Here is a 15524-nt window from a genome sequence, read left to right on the forward strand (position 1 = left end):
TAGAACTCCGCCCTTTTTGTCTCACATAAGGTTTAAAATGATACAAATAGGTGATGTAGTAGTGTCTCTTGATGTATTTCAGGAGAAGTTTCTTTGCGATCTGGGTGCCTGCAAGGGCGCTTGTTGCATTGAAGGTGATGCCGGTGCTCCGGTAGAGCTGGATGAGGTGATGGAGCTGGAAGAGGTTTTGCCGGTTATCTGGGACGAACTGGCTTCGGAAGCACGTGCGGTGATTGAAAAGCAAGGGGTGGTATATACGGATCAGGAAGGTGATTTGGTGACTTCTATTGTCAATAATAAGGACTGTGTGTTTACTTGTTATGATGAGAATGGTTGCTGCTATTGCGCGATCGAAAAGGCCTATCGAGAGGGAAAGACTGCCTTCTATAAACCGGTGTCCTGCCATCTTTATCCTATCCGGATTGGAGATTACGGACCTTATAAAGCGGTGAATTATAATCGTTGGGACGTATGCAAAGCAGCGGTTTTGCTGGGAAAAAAAGAGAATCTTCCCGTATATCAGTTTTTGAAAGAGCCTTTAATCCGTAAGTTCGGTGAAGAATGGTACAAAGAGCTGGTCACTGTTGCCGAAGAACTGAAAAAGCAACAGTACATTTAAATTCTCTTCCGGTTCTTGCGTATGCAATATACCTGATATAGTAAAATACACAATGCGATAATAATTCCGCATGCCGGTATCATCCATACTTCCGGATGAATAATAATCAAGAAAATACAAGTGGCGATTACGCAGGAAGTCAATACAATAAGAAACAACCTGATCTTTGCAAATAACGGATTAGGAGCAGTAGTTTTCATTTTCATAGTTATGTTTTCTTTGCTTTTTATGCAAGATAGTGATTTTGTATGGAAAACGTTTCTGCTGTTAGGTTTTATTAAGAGATGGACGGTTGATCGATTTGAATATGAAAGCCCCTTTGGGCAAAAGAAAAACGCCGATCGAAGGATGTTCCTTCGCCATCGGCGTTTCCTCGTTGTAAGATGTGAGGTTGGTTTATAAAACGTAATTATTTAATTATGTATCGATATTTGCATACGTTGCATTCTCTTCAATAAACTCGCGGCGTGGCCCTACATCTTCACCCATCAACATAGAGAAGATATAATCAGCTTCTGCGGCGTTGTCAATATTTACTTGTTTCAGCATACGGTTTTCGGGGTCCATGGTTGTTTCCCACAATTGCTGGGCGTTCATTTCACCCAAACCTTTGTAGCGCTGTGTATGAATTGCATTTTCCGAACCGCCACCGTAAGTGTCAATAAACTTCTGGCGCTGTGCATCTGTCCAGCAATACTCTTCTACTTTACCTTTTTTGCAGAGGTAGAGCGGGGGAGTAGCGATGTACAAATAGCCATTCTGGATAATCTGTGGCATATAGCGGAAGAAGAATGTCATAATCAGTGTGTCGATGTGAGAACCATCGACGTCGGCATCGGTCATGATGATAATCTTATGATAGCGCAGCTTCTGTATGTTGGCTTCCTTGCTGTCTTCGTCAGTTCCGATAGTTACACCGAGAGCTGTGTAGATATTGCGGATTTCATCACTTTCCAAAGCCTTGTGATACATGGCTTTTTCCACATTCAGAATCTTACCGCGTAATGGGAGGATAGCCTGGAACATACGGTTACGTCCCTGCTTGGCAGTACCACCTGCCGAATCTCCCTCGACAAGGAATAATTCACATTTTGAAGGATCCTTATCCGAACAGTCGGCTAATTTACCCGGCAGACCACCACCCGACATCGGCGATTTGCGTTGTACCATTTCACGGGCTTTTCTTGCTGCGTGACGTGCGGTAGCCGCGAGAATCACCTTGTCTACAATCGTTTTTGCTTCCTTCGGATGTTCTTCCAGATAATATGCCAATACTTCACCCACTGCTTGGTCAACAGCACCCATCACTTCGTTGTTACCCAACTTCGTTTTAGTCTGTCCTTCAAACTGTGGTTCAGCTACTTTCACAGAAATAACGGCAGTCAAACCTTCACGGAAGTCATCTCCCGAGATTTCAACCTTCACCTTTTCCAGCATCTTGCTGTCTTCGGCGTATTTCTTCAACGTACGGGTCAGCGCACGGCGGAAACCTGCCAAGTGTGTACCACCTTCGATAGTGTTGATATTGTTAACGTATGAGTGAACGTTTTCGGAGAATCCGGTATTGTACATGATAGCCACTTCAATAGGAATTCCCTGTTTTTCCGAGTTCAGATAGATAACGTCGTTAATCAAGTGCTCGCGTGAAGACTCGATAAAACGTACAAACTCTCTCAAACCTTCTTCTGAATAAAACTGCTCACCCTTGAAGCTTCCGTCCTCGTTCACAACCCGACGGTCCGTCAGGGTGATGCGGAGACCAGCGTTCAGATAAGCCAATTCGCGCAGACGTGAAGCCAGAATCTTGTAATCGTATACCGTTTCTGTAAAGATGGTATTATCCGGCCAGAATTGTTGGCGGGTTCCAGTGATGTCGGCTGTACCGACTTCTTTTACAGAGTAAAGCGGTTTACCGATCTCATACTCCTGCTGATAGATTTTACCATCGCGGAATACTTGCGTAGTCATGTGGGTAGACAGCGCGTTTACGCAAGACATACCTACACCGTGCAAACCTCCGGATACCTTGTAAGAACCCTTGTCGAATTTACCTCCGGCATGCAGTACGGTCATGGCAACTTCCAGTGCCGACTTCTTTTCTTTCTCGTGATAGTCCACCGGAATACCGCGTCCGTTGTCCTGTACTGTGATTGAATTGTCTTCGTTGATTGTTACTTCGATATGGTCGCAATAACCGGCCAATGCTTCGTCGATAGAGTTGTCAACGATTTCGTATACCAAATGGTGAAGTCCCTTGACGCTGATGTCACCAATGTACATCGCAGGGCGTTTTCTTACTGCTTCAAGACCTTCCAATACCTGGATGCTATCCGCAGAATAAGACCCGTTATTGGGAGTGATTTGTTCTTCGCTCATAATTGCCTTTCTAACTTTAATAACAGAGCAAATATAGTGAAAATTGTCGACTTGGCGAAGAATAATCAGTGAAAAATAAAGAATGCGGGTTGATTCTCCGCTTTCTTGATAAGTTTGATATTCAGTTGGTTATAAACAAGAAAGGCCGAACTTAAAAGTTCAGCCTGAATGCTATATAGAATTGCTAAATTCTTATTATTAAGCGAGCTTGTTGATGTAAAGAGCCAACTTAGATTTCAGATTGCTAGCTTTGTTTTTGTGAATGATGTTCACTTTAGCCAACTTATCCAACATCTTTGTAATGCCTGGGTACATTGCAACTGCTTCTGCTTTATCAGTAGTTGCACGAAGCTTTCTAACAGCATTTCTCATGGTTTTGCCATAATATCTGTTGTGAAGTCTTCTTGTCTCTTCTTGTCTGATTCTTTTCAGTGATGATTTATGATTTGCCATCTCGACTAATCTATTTTTTTAGTTCTTTATTCTTTTAACTTGTAGCCCGTGGGGGAATCGAACCCCCCTTTCAAGAATGAAAATCTTGCGTCCTAACCGATAGACGAACGGGCCATCCTTTGTTGCATTTCTGCATTTTGCTTTCTCGAATCTGTGTTTGTTTCTCGATTGCGGATGCAAAGGTAGGAACTTTTTTGAAACTGGCAAATGATTTATAGGAATTTTTTCATTGAATATGTGTTTTTTTCAAAGTGACCATTCTTTTATGTTGATATTCAATAAAATATACGGTTTCAGTTTTTATAAAAAAATCTTATCAGTGAAAAAAAACTGGAAGGTGTTCTCTTCCATATACCTTATTATATTGTAGTGGAATAAAAAGGCTGCTTATTTTTGTGATTTCTCTTGTAACAAAAAAAGTGCATTCTCTCCTCGCTTGGACAGAATGCACTAAACACAAACAAAACAAACAATTTTAATAAAACGATATTTTCTTTGAAAAACCGTTTTATTAAGACGCTACATGTAGTGGGAAACATTACATGAGCAGAGGGCAAAAGAGCCCACTAGGGTACTTCGCAGTAGCCTTTGTAAATACATCTCACCTAAATATTGTTCACATACTATTTCGTCACACGTTTTTAAGACTCCAGTTCGGAGTTGTTCAGGCGTATAATCCATCCGTTAACTTGCATTCTTGGGCATATATGCGGAATTCCGGTATCTGATGGCTGGATAAAGAACAAAAGCGTATATGAGTCCTGACGGTCGAGATACTCCTGGTCACTCATTTCACCTATATCATTGTAGATTTTGGATAACAACAGATATTGAGTGAGTGGGAGACGAAGAATGTTCTGGCCGCTTGGTATATGTTTGATCGATAAGGTTGTCTGATCTCCTTTCATGATACGTAATGTATTTAATCTCGCATGGATGACCAGAGTTTGCTCGGACATTACAGCCACTTCCTTCTGGTATGGAAGATAGTAGACTGGAGTTGTACCGACCGGTGTGTTTGTGTAGTCTATTATTCCGTTGGCAGATTCCAGAGTAAAGGAAAAGTCCTCTTGACTTAGAGGGGCATTTGCTTCATCTTGAAGAATGCATGAGAAATAATTAGTATCTTTCACTAAATTGGCGGTAATAACCTGATATTTTTGACTAATAGTAATATTTTCAAGGCTACTGTAAAAGAGTGCATTCAGTTTCTTGTTTGACTGATTCTTATTATCGCATGCCAGTGATATATTCAGGGACCTTCGTTCCGTTTGTCCAGCTTTGAGATTAGGGAGCTGGTACATGTGGTTGGATGTCCCTCCCCATATAAGCAAACGATAAGTTCCTTCGGGAAACGGCACTCTTACCATACAGTAGCCTTGATGTAATGTAATGCTGTCTACGTCCACTCGATCCACATATTTATCATCCTTGTCGAAAGCAAGGATGGTAATGTCGCTTACTTGTGTGGAGGCAGCGTCCACATCTAGTATATTATAGGTATACGAGATTTTCAGCCAAGTCCCGGAAGGGCAGTCTGACAAGTCGTCGTTCACCCAGTTGCAGGATGAGAACAAGGCGATGGCACTGATAATATAGAGTAAAAATGGACGCATTTATAATAAATTTAGTTCGGGTGGCCAATACTTATTCAAGTTCTACATCTTGATTACGTACGGCCCACGGAAAAACATTGAAATTGATGTCTAGTTCGGCTTTATATTCATCCGGCTGATCCGGGTCGATGAAAGGTTCGCCGCTACCGAGTCCTGCAATTTTGTTGACTGACAATCTGTATATATTGTTGCGTACGATACCGAATTCCATAACACCCATTTCCGGAGAATTATTATCAAGGTGTTTGATCCAGTAATTGTAATAACAAGAGTAGTTTTCCGTTTTCTTGAAACGTTTGATACTATATCGGGCTAGTTCTTCTGTTGTCGAGTTGTCAGTGACATCATTGGGCAAATTATTAAGGACTAGTTTACGGATTGCATCTACGCTGGTATAAAAGTTGTAATTGAAGTAGAACATATTAGTCGGCCAGTTGGACTGATTGCTAACTACATCGCCATTTTCATTGAAAACGCGGTCGGGGGCAATATCCATGTTGGCTTTGAACATAACTCCCGTGCTGTATGCGTTCAGTTGGGCGTCAAGGAACATACAGTTTTCCAGGCAGTAGATATGTGACCAACTGTTAGCTTGCGCCATACCTGCCCAGTTGCCGTCGTTGATATCCAACTGTACTAGAGCTTGTGCAAAGAAACCATCAGCGTTTGTAAAGTCCCCGGCATTCTCCACTGTTTTCTTGAAGAAATAAGGATCGATAACATAACCATTGTTGTCGTTGATATCACCGAAGTTTTCATCAGTATATGAATCTGGTTCCTGGAAACTGTTCAGTACCGCTGTATGGCGGAAAGTATAGAACTGGGTTGCCAGGTTCAACATTCTGAAATTGTTCAGTTTGATTGTACAGTAGGTCTTTCCGGCTGGGTCTGTTAGCGGGAAAGTTTCCTGTGTTTGAGTCAGTTCGACTTTGGCAACCACGCGTTCGAGACCAATAGATACACTGGTCACTTTATCGGAATCTGTAGGTTTCTTCACTTCAACGTTCAGATTGGCAGCTCCACGATTGGTCATAACGAAACCGTTTTCGGGTACGCTTGGAATTTTTCCTGCACTGTAAGTAACGGCATCAACTGCATTCAGAAAAGCCTCTTGTGTGCTGATATTTCCAGTGATTGCTTTTCCGTTAGCTATGGCAAAGATGTTATAAGTTCCCGGATTTACAGTGATTTTGTCAGCGGTGTACTGTATGTTTTGACCGCTCGTAACTGTCCGGTTGATGTTCTTCAGTTCCTGCTGATCTTTGAGCGTTTTTGTGGTCGAGTCAAATAGATAAACTGTGAGACTCTTTACCGCATATTCTTCTTTCGAACCTTCGGTGGTAACGCCGGACGATTCGGCACTTCGGCTGGTAGCAACGTTTGGAATCTCGAAGAACAAGGCGAGATTACCATTTGACTCTGAATGAGTGTCATCGGCGATGACCACATCTGCATCATTGATGCAACTGTACTGTGTGACTGCCGCGAATAAAAGCAGTGACATTAATTTACTGAATCTTTTCATTTTACATTTGATTTTAATGAGTATTTATTTTAATTCAAGGACTAATTGCAGATTATTATCCGCTTGTGATAGTCCTGCTTTTTGAGCTTGTCTGAATAAGTACTCTGCTTCCTCATAGTTATTTTTAAGAAAGCATAGAACTCCTTTTGCTAATATTGTTTCCGGTACTTCCGGAGCTTTTTCCAGATAAGTGGCAGCTGTTTGGACGTCTCTTTGCATCAAGGCTATACAGGCGGCATTCAAGTTGGCTGTGGGATTATCGGGAAATAGTTGTACGGCAGTCATGAAAATCTGATTATAAGTTTCGCTTCCAGGTGTACTGGCAAGTGCGAGACGAAACATTTCTTCAAGACTCAAATTTTTAGGGTTTGTAGTAAAGACTTTCCGGGATTCTGCAAGAGTAAACGGGCGTACACGATATTCAATAGTGTAGTCGGAATGTCTAAGTAGAGTAAACCAATGCTTCAGGACAAAATCGTAGAATGCAGGGAAGTGTTTTTTTAACTTTCTCTCCTTGCTGTCGGGGTGAATGTCGCTTGTTATGGTTTTTATTATCGCTTCTTTCTCTTGAAAAGTCGTATCACAGAGAAGAGCTTCAAATCCTTCCCAATCTTCGGGAGTATAGTCTGTCCGGATATGCGCTCCGTCGAATGCATATAGCTGATTTACATACTCTTTCACAGATTGAGTACGTTCACGGGCCAACTTCTCATTGAGTCGGTAAGGTCCATCGGGTGAAGCATAGCCGTGAATGCTGATGTGTGTGATGGTAACGTTGGTGTCATTTTTAATGGTGTTGATTGTTTCAATAATTTTATTCAGTTCTACTGTATTGTTGCTGTATGTTTCGTATATAGCAGTCACATTGACAGGAAAATCAATAAACGCACACCCTTTTTCTTCTCTGATTTTCGAGGTTTCCACTTGGGGAGTCAGGAATACGAGTTGTGGAATAGGGGTTGGCTGTGGGTGTAAACGGGCGATACAAGTGAAATTTTCTTCACCCGGAATCCCACAGCCACAGCTTTTCTCAACGAGTGAGAGAGTGGCATGATTCATCCAACTTTCGAAAGGTACAGATTGCAGATAATGTATTGTCTGCCGACTTCCGTTTTTTCTTTGCAATGCTTCGGCTTCTTTTTCCTTCTTGCCGGCTTCGCGCAAAAATATGATGTGTTGTTTTCGGCTGTTGATATAGATCGGTGGTAATTCCAACCGGTGTTCCAGACTGTCACTGACAACAGGTATCAATGTCATTGATTCATTGGGCAGGAAGTCACGAGTGACTTCTATTCCAATAGAAACCAGTAATTCTTTCCCGGCCTTGTGCAGGCTGGAGGAAGTGGCTCGAACAGTGCCATCATCTCCTGCTACAGGTGTCTGTGCCTGAAGAGAAAGAGATAAGATGGCTGCAATGATAAAAGTTCCTCCTGTTTTCATAATTTTACAACTAAATGACTCCTTATCCGTAACAAAAGCAATCATAACTCACCATGGATAAATTCGTGAAATGATTCCTTGCTGCTGCAATGCTTTCAATATCTTCATGTCCTTTATTGATCTGCTGATGCCTCCATGTCCTAGATAATATACTCTCCATGGGGTAGAACGGCATTGACGTGCTATTCGTATGTAGATACTTCTTTTTCTGGAGAACCAGACTTTCCATAAACTTTTCATCCTGTTTTATTTTAAAATAGATAAACTAAACTTATTGAAGCCTTACTAGGCCCTATGTAATGATAATCACCTTTGTCCCGTAATCCGGCGCATTTCTTGACGCAGTTGTATTGCTTGTAGCGGATAAAATCGTATCCTACTCCCAGACTTGTTTCTATATTCCAATGATCATTCAGCATCCAGTGATATCCGGCACTGATACCTCCGCCTGCCAGCCATCCTTCATATCTGTACTTTTTCAACCCGGCGAATATACCGAAAGGCAGTTTTTTCCCTCCGATATTGAATTGTGCCCCATTGAGGTAAGTACCCCAGAAAAAGCCGTTAAACTTCTGGCAAGTCCAGTATTTATATTCTGGTTGTATCAGCCAATAGCGGTTCACATATTTCTCTTCCCGTTTCCATGGTCGCAGACTGCCGGTCAGTTCAACTGTGCTTTTATTTCCGATGGCATATGAGACTCCGGCCTCGAGAGCCCCCTCTATTGCAGGAAGCGCATTCACCCTGACTGCTACTTTCTGTGAGTGACAGTGGAGCCAACCAACTGATAAGAACAGGAATAAGAATAAGAAATATTTCATTGTATCTGCTCGTTAAGGACGTTTATTATTTTCAAAAAATACATTCAGATTGTAAGAAGCCTCTTCTGACCCTTCTGTCTTAGCGGCCTTTAACATACGAATGCCTTCGTATGTGTTTCCAGTCATTAGCTCATATACACCCCGGCAATTCTTGTAAGCAAGGTTGTCATGAGGAGCCATCGATAAAAACTTGCTTATTGATTGAGTATTTCCTTGTTCGATGGCGGCAGCGGCAGCGTTCAGGTTGGCGATGGGGTGTACAGGATACAGTTTGACACTGATGTTAATAATTTGGTAAAACTTGGCTTTGTTATCTGCATACGACAGAGCTACGGTATAGAGTTCGCGGAGCGACAACATTTGTGGATTGACGTCAGCCATAATCTTAGCCTCTTCAAGATTAAAATTCAACTCTTTCTGATTTCGTATATCTACATCATCCGTAGCCGGAGAAACATACGAACCTTTATATTTCATTTTTGTGGTTGTCGTATCGGCCTGAGACGTGTTTTCTGCTGTTGACGTAGCCTCGTCCGGATTCTTTTGGAGGGATGGGAGTGCAGCAGGTTGAGATGTAATGAGTAAAGTGTCTTTCAACGCTTGTTCGCTTTCAGGACGGATGATTGTTCTCCGAAGGAGGAGAGTTGCGTGGTTCATCCAATCTTCTGCGGGCAACGAAGTCCGGTAAGCGATGGTGCGGGAATGACTTTCGCCGATACCGGCAACGAGGTAGGTTGCATCCTCTTCTTTATGCCCGCTTTTTTTTCGTAATATCTGGTTGCGCAGATATAATTTCTGTTTTTGTTTGCCGTTCAATAGGATGGAGGGCAGTAAGATTTTCTTTTCCTGTCCGGTTAAGACGGGCGTTAGTCTGACGGCATTTTTAGACTCCATATTTTCTATTTCTACCGATACATCCATGGAGAGTAGTAATGAATCTGCCCGCACTCCGAGAAAGTGTGGAGTAATATCCAGTTTAATGTTTTGTGCCGGGAGTAGATTGCATATCAATAAGCTGAAAAATATGAATGCTTTCGTTTTCATTTTATGTGGTTATTATTAGGTTGATTTATCGGATGAAATATATGATTGATATCCCTGCTTGTGTAGGTCCCCAGTAGTTGCAGCTTGATTTTTCCAATAGGGCTGCACCTTCAGACTGTCCGTAGCGTTTATAATTAAGGTGTGCATATCCGAGTGAGATTCCTGCTTCCAGGTTCCATTGAGGGCTGATCATCCATTGATAACCGTAGGAAATGCCGAAACCCGCCAGATTGCCTTGATATCTGTTATGAGCAATCTGCCTGTTCTCAATACCCAGCATTTTCCCATCGCTGAATCCCCAAGGGAGCATTCCTCCAAAATTGAACAAAGCATAGTGTAGCTGAAAGCCGATAAAATTTCCTGTGAATGCTTCATTAAACCATTTACGGTATTCCGGCTGTAACAGGAAATGTTTCATCTTTTTGTTCCCTCCGAAGTCCCAGGGATTGTAATTGAGAGAAAGGCTGATGGTATGTGTATCGTCACATCGCACTTCTCCTCCCATGTTGAGAGTAGTGGTTAGATTGTAAAGCAGATTGCTTTTAATGGCTATATTTTGTCCGCAAAGGTTTGAAGCAGGCAGAATACATGTAACAAAGGCAATGATGGCTAGCCCATGTTTAATGTTTGCCGCATATCTCCACCTGTTGCTGGCAGCAGGCCTTTCATTTTTACTGATATCGGGTTTGTGTGTCATAATTATTTGTTTATGTGTATCTGTTACTTCTTAGGTAACGGAACTCCTGTTTAATGACAGGAGCACATGGGGGAAAAGTAAAAAAGACAGTGGTCTTTTATTGATATACGTCTCTGGAAGCTTTCGGACAGAAAAAACGGTCCGATGATTGGCAATAGATAGTTGGAACATGAACTAAAAGTGATTCGTGTTCTCATATCTTATTTTATTCTTCGGAAGAAGTTGAATAAAATAATCTATAATTAATTTGGAATGTAATACTCTTTTTATATATCTTTGTGCAGTATTTATATCCGTTACCTAAGAAGTAATGGATAAGGTAGATTGCTGATAGATAGCTGCTTATATTTTATTGATGACTTGTGCTGTAAGATTCTACGTAAAAACAATTCAATTGGTTGGCTTCTGTTCTTTTCTTCAAACCAAAACCTTTCAGATAAGTTTGTGTGGTTTTTATTGATTTATGTCCTAATGATTCACTGATCATTTCAATAGGGATTCCCTGGTATTTGGCATTTGTTGCCCAAGAATGCCGGATAGTATATGAACTGACAGGTGATTTTAGGTTTAGCTCTTTTGACAGGCTTTTCAATTGATTGTTGAATCGGCGGAGGGCTGACTGATATTCCTTATATATGCTTTCTTCTTTTCGTCTCTTATCTCCTTTCATTATATTAAATAGGTAGTCTGGGCAATCTTCTCTCGGCGGATTGTTGTTACGCAGTCTGTTTATCTCTTTCTTGGAGGTGTCTAGGATTTCAAGGCTTATTGGTGTGCCTGTTTTTATGCGATTGTATCTAAGGATTCCGTGTTCCAATGCCGATTTTTCTAAATGTGCGAAATCAGAGAACGGCATACCGCAGAATTGGAACATCAACCGTGCGATAGCTTGCGTACGGATTAAGTGTTGGGATTGAGGGGCTTTGTAGAGAAGTGTATGCAGTTCGCTGACCGGGAGCGCCTTTTTCTGTCGTACATCTACGCCAGTGTATACGTCACGAAACAGCCGGGGGATAAAGCGGGCTACCCCTGCTTCTACACCACGATTATAGATGCTGCGCAACATACGCATATAGGTTGAAACTGTGTTTGGCTTCAACCCATGTTCGTGTAGGTGCTGCCCGTATCGTCTCAAACTATCGCGAGTGATCTGCCCGAAAGTTATGCTGGGAGTACCACAGAACCTTGTGAATGACAGAATTGCATTCTTATACACATGTGCTGTCGAATAACGACCTTCTTCCTGTAAATTCCGGATGTATGCTTTGGCGCATCCGGTAAATCCGTTTTTATTACTTTTTCGTTTCATAAGCTTGTTTATCTTTACTTGTTATTCAGGGACTATAACAAAAGTAGTTATCTTTTTTGTTGTTAATGCCTTTAAAATCTCTCCGATTACCTTGTATTTTTTGTAGCTTTGCTTCGGATTTGGAAATGAGGTTATTCAGTTATGCTGCAGAAAACGAAAGGAATAGTTCTTCATACGTTGAAATACAATGATACTTCTATCATTGTAGATATGTATACGGAGTTGTCCGGCAGAGCTTCTTTCCTTGTAACAGTGCCTCGTTCGCGAAAAGCGGCTGTGAAATCCGTACTTTTCCAACCGTTATCTTTTATTGAGTTCGAGGCTGACTATCGGCCTAATGCAACACTTTATCGTGTGAAGGAAGCGAAATCTTTTTATCCATTTTCTTCCATACCTTATGATCCGTATAAGTCTTCGATGGCACTTTTCCTGTCGGAGTTTCTTTACAGGGCTATCCGGGAGGAGGCAGAGAACCGTCCGTTGTTTGCCTATCTGCAACATTCTATCATTTGGCTGGACGAGTGTGGAGAGGGATTTGCCAATTTTCATCTGGTTTTTCTGATGCGTCTTTCGCGTTTTCTGGGGCTTTACCCGAACCTGGAAGATTATCATACCGGCGATTACTTCGATTTATTGAATGCCTGTTTCACTTCCATTCGTCCCCAATTACATTCTTCTTATATCAATCCTGAAGAGGCCGTCCGTCTCCGTCAGTTGATGCGCATGAACTATGAGACCATGCATCTTTTTGGTATGAGCCGTGCGGAGCGTACTCGTTGCCTGACGATTATGAATGATTATTATCGTTTGCATCTGCCTGACTTCCCGGCATTGAAATCACTGGAGGTATTGAAAGAACTGTTTGATTAATTAGTAACTTTTCTCCATTCAACTGTTCTAGCTAGTTTTCATTCTTGAAACACGAGTGCGGTGCTTTTCAATTCTGTCGTTCCCTTGTCGTGTCGAGTCCATTTACTTGCCATATATTGTTTTAGCAGTGTTTTAGCGTCCGCCACTGTATGCGGCAATTAATCAGGTGATAATAACACTTTTTAATGCGGGTTTGTATGCTGTTCCTGAAAATATATGTTACTTTTGTCCGTAGAGAACAAAAGAGAATGAACAAGAGAGAAAACAATATGAAAAGATTCCTATACCTGACGGTCTGTCTTCTCATCCTGGGGGAGTTTTATGGTTGTAACGGAGACGTATTTGTCGACGACTTCCGTCCTTCCGATTCCGAACTGGCGCTGGACGGGAACGGGGATGTTGCCACTATTCAATTTGCAGCTGCCAATTGGGATTGGTTAGCAATGTATACAGCTTCTAGTCTTCCCGTTCAATATAAAGTATATGATGCGGACAATCGCTTGGTAACAAATGACCAAGGTCCATCGCTGAACGGATTGGGAAAGATTGTGTGCACCGGAGAGATGATTGATTTCACCATCGAACGTGTTCATCCCGAAGAAGTGAAGATAACGGTGGGCGAGAATGCCCTTTCCGCTCCTTTTCAATTCCTGCTCACGGCAAGCAACGAATATGAGTGGCAGGAGATACACGTCGAGATTTCTCCGGGAGACAGATATGTGATGGATAGTATCATTTATTCTTTGAATGCATATTCTTACGATCCGGAAAACAAGATAGAGAAAAAAGAAGGCGTCTCCTTTCATAACTTAACAGATGTTTCGTCTACATACACGTTTTTTCCTTTCGAGTCTTTTTACCATTTTATGAGGTTCAAAAGCGATGTGCCCGAAGCTTTTCAATTACTGGGCGAAGCCGGTCTGACAGTGGAAATACCAAGTATGAAAGACGGATATTTAGTGATGAACGGCAAACGGGCGCCATTCATTTCTGAGCAACAAATGTTGCCTTGCCCTAGTACGGAACAGAACAAAGACATAATTCCTCCCCGGACTTCTCGATACTACACCTTATCGATGATGTATGATTGGTTGGAAACGAGATATACCCTCTATGTTTCTCACTCCAAAACCAAGAAACAACGAATCGTAACCGGCACGTTGCATAGCGAAATGCCTGTAAAATATTATATAACACACAAGGATATACCTTTCAACAACTAGCATATCAATGATTAGAAATAGGAATGCCATACGGTTGCTGTGCCTCTTTTGCCTTCTGGTATATCCGGCAATCAACGCAAATCTGGAAGCCCAGACAATCATCGGACAACGGAACGACAGCGTCAGCCATTCCCTGATTCGCCATCAGCTTGGCTTTGACATTCGTCCGGGCTATATCGTCTCCACCCATAGTTTTCTGCAAGGAGACAATATGCAGCAAAAGAAAATCGACCAATCGCTTTCTTTCCATCTCAAGTACGCTTTCAGATTTAGCAAAGAATCCAATCTCGGCAGGCTCTTTCCTCATACCTATCAGGGCATTGGCGTTTCCTACCAGACCTTCTTTAGTCCCGTTGAATTGGGAAATCCGGTGTCGGTATACGCTTTTCAGGGGTCACGTATCGCGCAACTGTCGCCCCGTCTATCGCTCGATTACGAATGGAACTTCGGAGCTTCTTTTGGCTGGAGGAAATATGACGAACTATCCAATCCGCAAAACGTGTTGATTGGCTCCAAGATCAATGCGTACATCAATCTCGGCTTTTTGCTGAACTGGCAAGTTCACAAGTACTGGAAACTGGCGGCAGGTGTAGATCTCACCCATTTTTCCAATGGAAACACGCATTATCCTAATGGCGGTCTTAATGTTATTGGAGGAAGAATCGGCATCGTACGCACTTTGGACGCGGATGAGGCACCCGGTTCCATCACTCCTAGACGGCTCTTTATAAAGCCTCACGTCAGCTATGACTTGGTGATCTACGGAGCCACCCGCAAAAGAGGACTGATTGGAGACGATGTGTCGAGTATGATTCCTGGTTCGTTCGGTGTGGTGGGCATCAATTTCGCCCCGATGTATAATTTCAACAACTATTTTCGGGCAGGGCTTTCTGCGGATGCGCAATATGATGAAAGTGCCAATCTTAAGGAGTATAGAGTGGGCGAGTTTTACTCAAGCGATTTGAAGTTTCATCGTCCTCCTTTCCGTAAGCAATTTGCCATGGGGTTATCTCTTCGGGCAGAACTGGTGATGCCTGTTTTTTCTATCAATGTCGGTGTCGGTCGGAACCTGATATACAGCGGTGGTGATATGAAAGGGTTCTACCAAATTCTGGCTCTCAAGACTTACGTCACACGCCATTTGTTTTTGCACGTGGGGTATCAGTTGAGCAAATTTAAAGACCCCAACAATCTAATGCTGGGGCTTGGATATAGATTTCATGATAAACGATGAAAGGGCAATCTTCGTTTGTTAATAACCTCCTTTTCTCAATTTAATTAAAATGTAAGTCCTCCTAATTGGATTATTCCATTATCTTTCCAAATATAATTAACTTTTACTTCTGTGATACCGGCGTCAGGATATCGTTGCTGATATTCTGCTGTTTTATCACTCTGTAGGATATATCCGTATCCCAATGATATTCCTGTAGCAAATTTAAAACCGAATTTTTCTGTTTTATCGTCATACATTAGGGTTAAAGAGTAAGCATTCGAAGAAATGCACCTTTTACACTTTGAGGTTTGGTTG

General features: G+C 42.1%; 15 protein-coding genes, 1 tRNA gene and 1 pseudogene. 4 read left to right on the forward strand and 13 right to left on the reverse strand.

All coding sequences use genetic code 11. From position 1 onward, the window contains the following. The first annotated feature begins 37 nt into the window (after positions 1-37). Positions 38-619: a DUF3109 family protein gene (locus DXA54_RS22885; RefSeq protein WP_004298239.1), complete on the forward strand. Its 582-nt coding sequence runs from the start codon at positions 38-40 to the stop codon at positions 617-619. Here the strand turns inward: DXA54_RS22885 and DXA54_RS22890 are convergent. The 12 genes from DXA54_RS22890 to DXA54_RS22950 form a co-directional block, all read right to left on the reverse strand. Continuing rightward, positions 616-825 (reverse strand): hypothetical protein, encoded by a 210-nt coding sequence (locus DXA54_RS22890; protein WP_004298238.1) that lies wholly within the window; start codon positions 823-825, stop codon positions 616-618. The two genes, DXA54_RS22885 and DXA54_RS22890, sit on opposite strands and share 4 nt — an antisense overlap. Before the next feature lie 211 nt (positions 826-1036). Next, positions 1037-2995: a DNA topoisomerase (ATP-hydrolyzing) subunit B gene (gyrB, locus tag DXA54_RS22900; protein WP_004298236.1), complete on the reverse strand. Its 1959-nt coding sequence runs from the start codon at positions 2993-2995 to the stop codon at positions 1037-1039. A 198-nt stretch (positions 2996-3193) separates the two neighbouring features. Continuing rightward, positions 3194-3448 carry a 30S ribosomal protein S20 gene (rpsT, locus tag DXA54_RS22905; RefSeq protein ID WP_004298235.1) on the reverse strand — a complete coding sequence of 85 codons (255 nt, stop codon included), beginning with the start codon at positions 3446-3448 and terminating at the stop codon, positions 3194-3196. A 42-nt stretch (positions 3449-3490) separates the two neighbouring features. Then, positions 3491-3562: transfer RNA gene (locus DXA54_RS22910), tRNA-Glu, on the reverse strand. Between the two features lie 527 nt (positions 3563-4089). Beyond that, positions 4090-5064, reverse strand: coding sequence for a FimB/Mfa2 family fimbrial subunit (locus DXA54_RS22915; protein WP_120080750.1), 975 nt, complete (start codon positions 5062-5064; stop codon positions 4090-4092). Between the two features lie 31 nt (positions 5065-5095). Further along, positions 5096-6589, reverse strand: coding sequence for an Mfa1 family fimbria major subunit (locus tag DXA54_RS22920; protein ID WP_120080752.1), 1494 nt, complete (start codon positions 6587-6589; stop codon positions 5096-5098). Positions 6590-6613: 24 nt separating this feature from the next. Beyond that, positions 6614-8029, reverse strand: coding sequence for a DUF3868 domain-containing protein (locus DXA54_RS22925; protein ID WP_120080754.1), 1416 nt, complete (start codon positions 8027-8029; stop codon positions 6614-6616). 48 nt (positions 8030-8077) lie between these two features. Beyond that, positions 8078-8269, reverse strand: coding sequence for a hypothetical protein (locus tag DXA54_RS22930; protein ID WP_165863283.1), 192 nt, complete (start codon positions 8267-8269; stop codon positions 8078-8080). A gap of 11 nt (positions 8270-8280) precedes the next feature. Continuing rightward, positions 8281-8850 carry a DUF3575 domain-containing protein gene (locus tag DXA54_RS22935; RefSeq protein WP_120080758.1) on the reverse strand — a complete coding sequence of 190 codons (570 nt, stop codon included), beginning with the start codon at positions 8848-8850 and terminating at the stop codon, positions 8281-8283. A 12-nt stretch (positions 8851-8862) separates the two neighbouring features. Continuing rightward, positions 8863-9894: a DUF3868 domain-containing protein gene (locus DXA54_RS22940; RefSeq protein WP_120080760.1), complete on the reverse strand. Its 1032-nt coding sequence runs from the start codon at positions 9892-9894 to the stop codon at positions 8863-8865. A 25-nt stretch (positions 9895-9919) separates the two neighbouring features. Then, entirely contained in the window at positions 9920-10591 is a 672-nt protein-coding gene (locus DXA54_RS22945) for a DUF3575 domain-containing protein (RefSeq protein WP_120080762.1), read from the reverse strand. A gap of 349 nt (positions 10592-10940) precedes the next feature. Further along, complete coding sequence (locus DXA54_RS22950; RefSeq protein WP_120080764.1) at positions 10941-11900, reverse strand: tyrosine-type DNA invertase cluster 3b; 960 nt, start codon at positions 11898-11900, stop codon at positions 10941-10943. A gap of 141 nt (positions 11901-12041) precedes the next feature. Between DXA54_RS22950 and recO the strand changes: the two genes are divergently transcribed. The 3 genes from recO (at position 12042) to DXA54_RS22965 (ending at position 15227) form a co-directional block, all read left to right on the forward strand. After that, a complete protein-coding gene (gene recO / locus DXA54_RS22955; RefSeq protein WP_022200135.1) occupies positions 12042-12770 on the forward strand; it encodes a DNA repair protein RecO in 729 nt (242 codons plus the stop codon). A gap of 269 nt (positions 12771-13039) precedes the next feature. Then, positions 13040-13993: a hypothetical protein gene (locus DXA54_RS22960; RefSeq protein ID WP_117513792.1), complete on the forward strand. Its 954-nt coding sequence runs from the start codon at positions 13040-13042 to the stop codon at positions 13991-13993. Between the two features lie 7 nt (positions 13994-14000). Beyond that, positions 14001-15227: an acyloxyacyl hydrolase gene (locus tag DXA54_RS22965; protein WP_120080766.1), complete on the forward strand. Its 1227-nt coding sequence runs from the start codon at positions 14001-14003 to the stop codon at positions 15225-15227. Positions 15228-15271: 44 nt separating this feature from the next. Here DXA54_RS22965 and DXA54_RS22970 read toward each other — a convergent pair. After that, a pseudogene (locus DXA54_RS22970) lies at positions 15272-15524 on the reverse strand (hypothetical protein); the annotation flags it as partial.

This window comes from Bacteroides sp. OF03-11BH (genome assembly GCF_003604005.1).
In the GTDB taxonomy this organism is placed as follows: Bacteria; Bacteroidota; Bacteroidia; order Bacteroidales; family Bacteroidaceae; genus Bacteroides; species Bacteroides ovatus.

Excerpts from the sequence above, each read along its gene's own strand:
- DXA54_RS22885 (WP_004298239.1), top strand. The coding sequence starts at position 38 with ATGATACAAATAGGTGATGTAGTAGTGTCTCTTGATGTATTTCAGGAG.
- DXA54_RS22890 (WP_004298238.1), bottom strand. The coding sequence starts at position 825 with ATGAAAATGAAAACTACTGCTCCTAATCCGTTATTTGCAAAGATCAGG.
- gyrB (WP_004298236.1), bottom strand. The coding sequence starts at position 2,995 with ATGAGCGAAGAACAAATCACTCCCAATAACGGGTCTTATTCTGCGGAT.
- rpsT (WP_004298235.1), bottom strand. The coding sequence starts at position 3,448 with ATGGCAAATCATAAATCATCACTGAAAAGAATCAGACAAGAAGAGACA.
- DXA54_RS22915 (WP_120080750.1), bottom strand. The coding sequence starts at position 5,064 with ATGCGTCCATTTTTACTCTATATTATCAGTGCCATCGCCTTGTTCTCA.
- DXA54_RS22920 (WP_120080752.1), bottom strand. The coding sequence starts at position 6,589 with ATGAAAAGATTCAGTAAATTAATGTCACTGCTTTTATTCGCGGCAGTC.
- DXA54_RS22925 (WP_120080754.1), bottom strand. The coding sequence starts at position 8,029 with ATGAAAACAGGAGGAACTTTTATCATTGCAGCCATCTTATCTCTTTCT.
- DXA54_RS22930 (WP_165863283.1), bottom strand. The coding sequence starts at position 8,269 with ATGAAAAGTTTATGGAAAGTCTGGTTCTCCAGAAAAAGAAGTATCTAC.
- DXA54_RS22935 (WP_120080758.1), bottom strand. The coding sequence starts at position 8,850 with ATGAAATATTTCTTATTCTTATTCCTGTTCTTATCAGTTGGTTGGCTC.
- DXA54_RS22940 (WP_120080760.1), bottom strand. The coding sequence starts at position 9,894 with ATGAAAACGAAAGCATTCATATTTTTCAGCTTATTGATATGCAATCTA.
- DXA54_RS22945 (WP_120080762.1), bottom strand. The coding sequence starts at position 10,591 with ATGACACACAAACCCGATATCAGTAAAAATGAAAGGCCTGCTGCCAGC.
- DXA54_RS22950 (WP_120080764.1), bottom strand. The coding sequence starts at position 11,900 with ATGAAACGAAAAAGTAATAAAAACGGATTTACCGGATGCGCCAAAGCA.
- recO (WP_022200135.1), top strand. The coding sequence starts at position 12,042 with ATGCTGCAGAAAACGAAAGGAATAGTTCTTCATACGTTGAAATACAAT.
- DXA54_RS22960 (WP_117513792.1), top strand. The coding sequence starts at position 13,040 with ATGAAAAGATTCCTATACCTGACGGTCTGTCTTCTCATCCTGGGGGAG.
- DXA54_RS22965 (WP_120080766.1), top strand. The coding sequence starts at position 14,001 with ATGATTAGAAATAGGAATGCCATACGGTTGCTGTGCCTCTTTTGCCTT.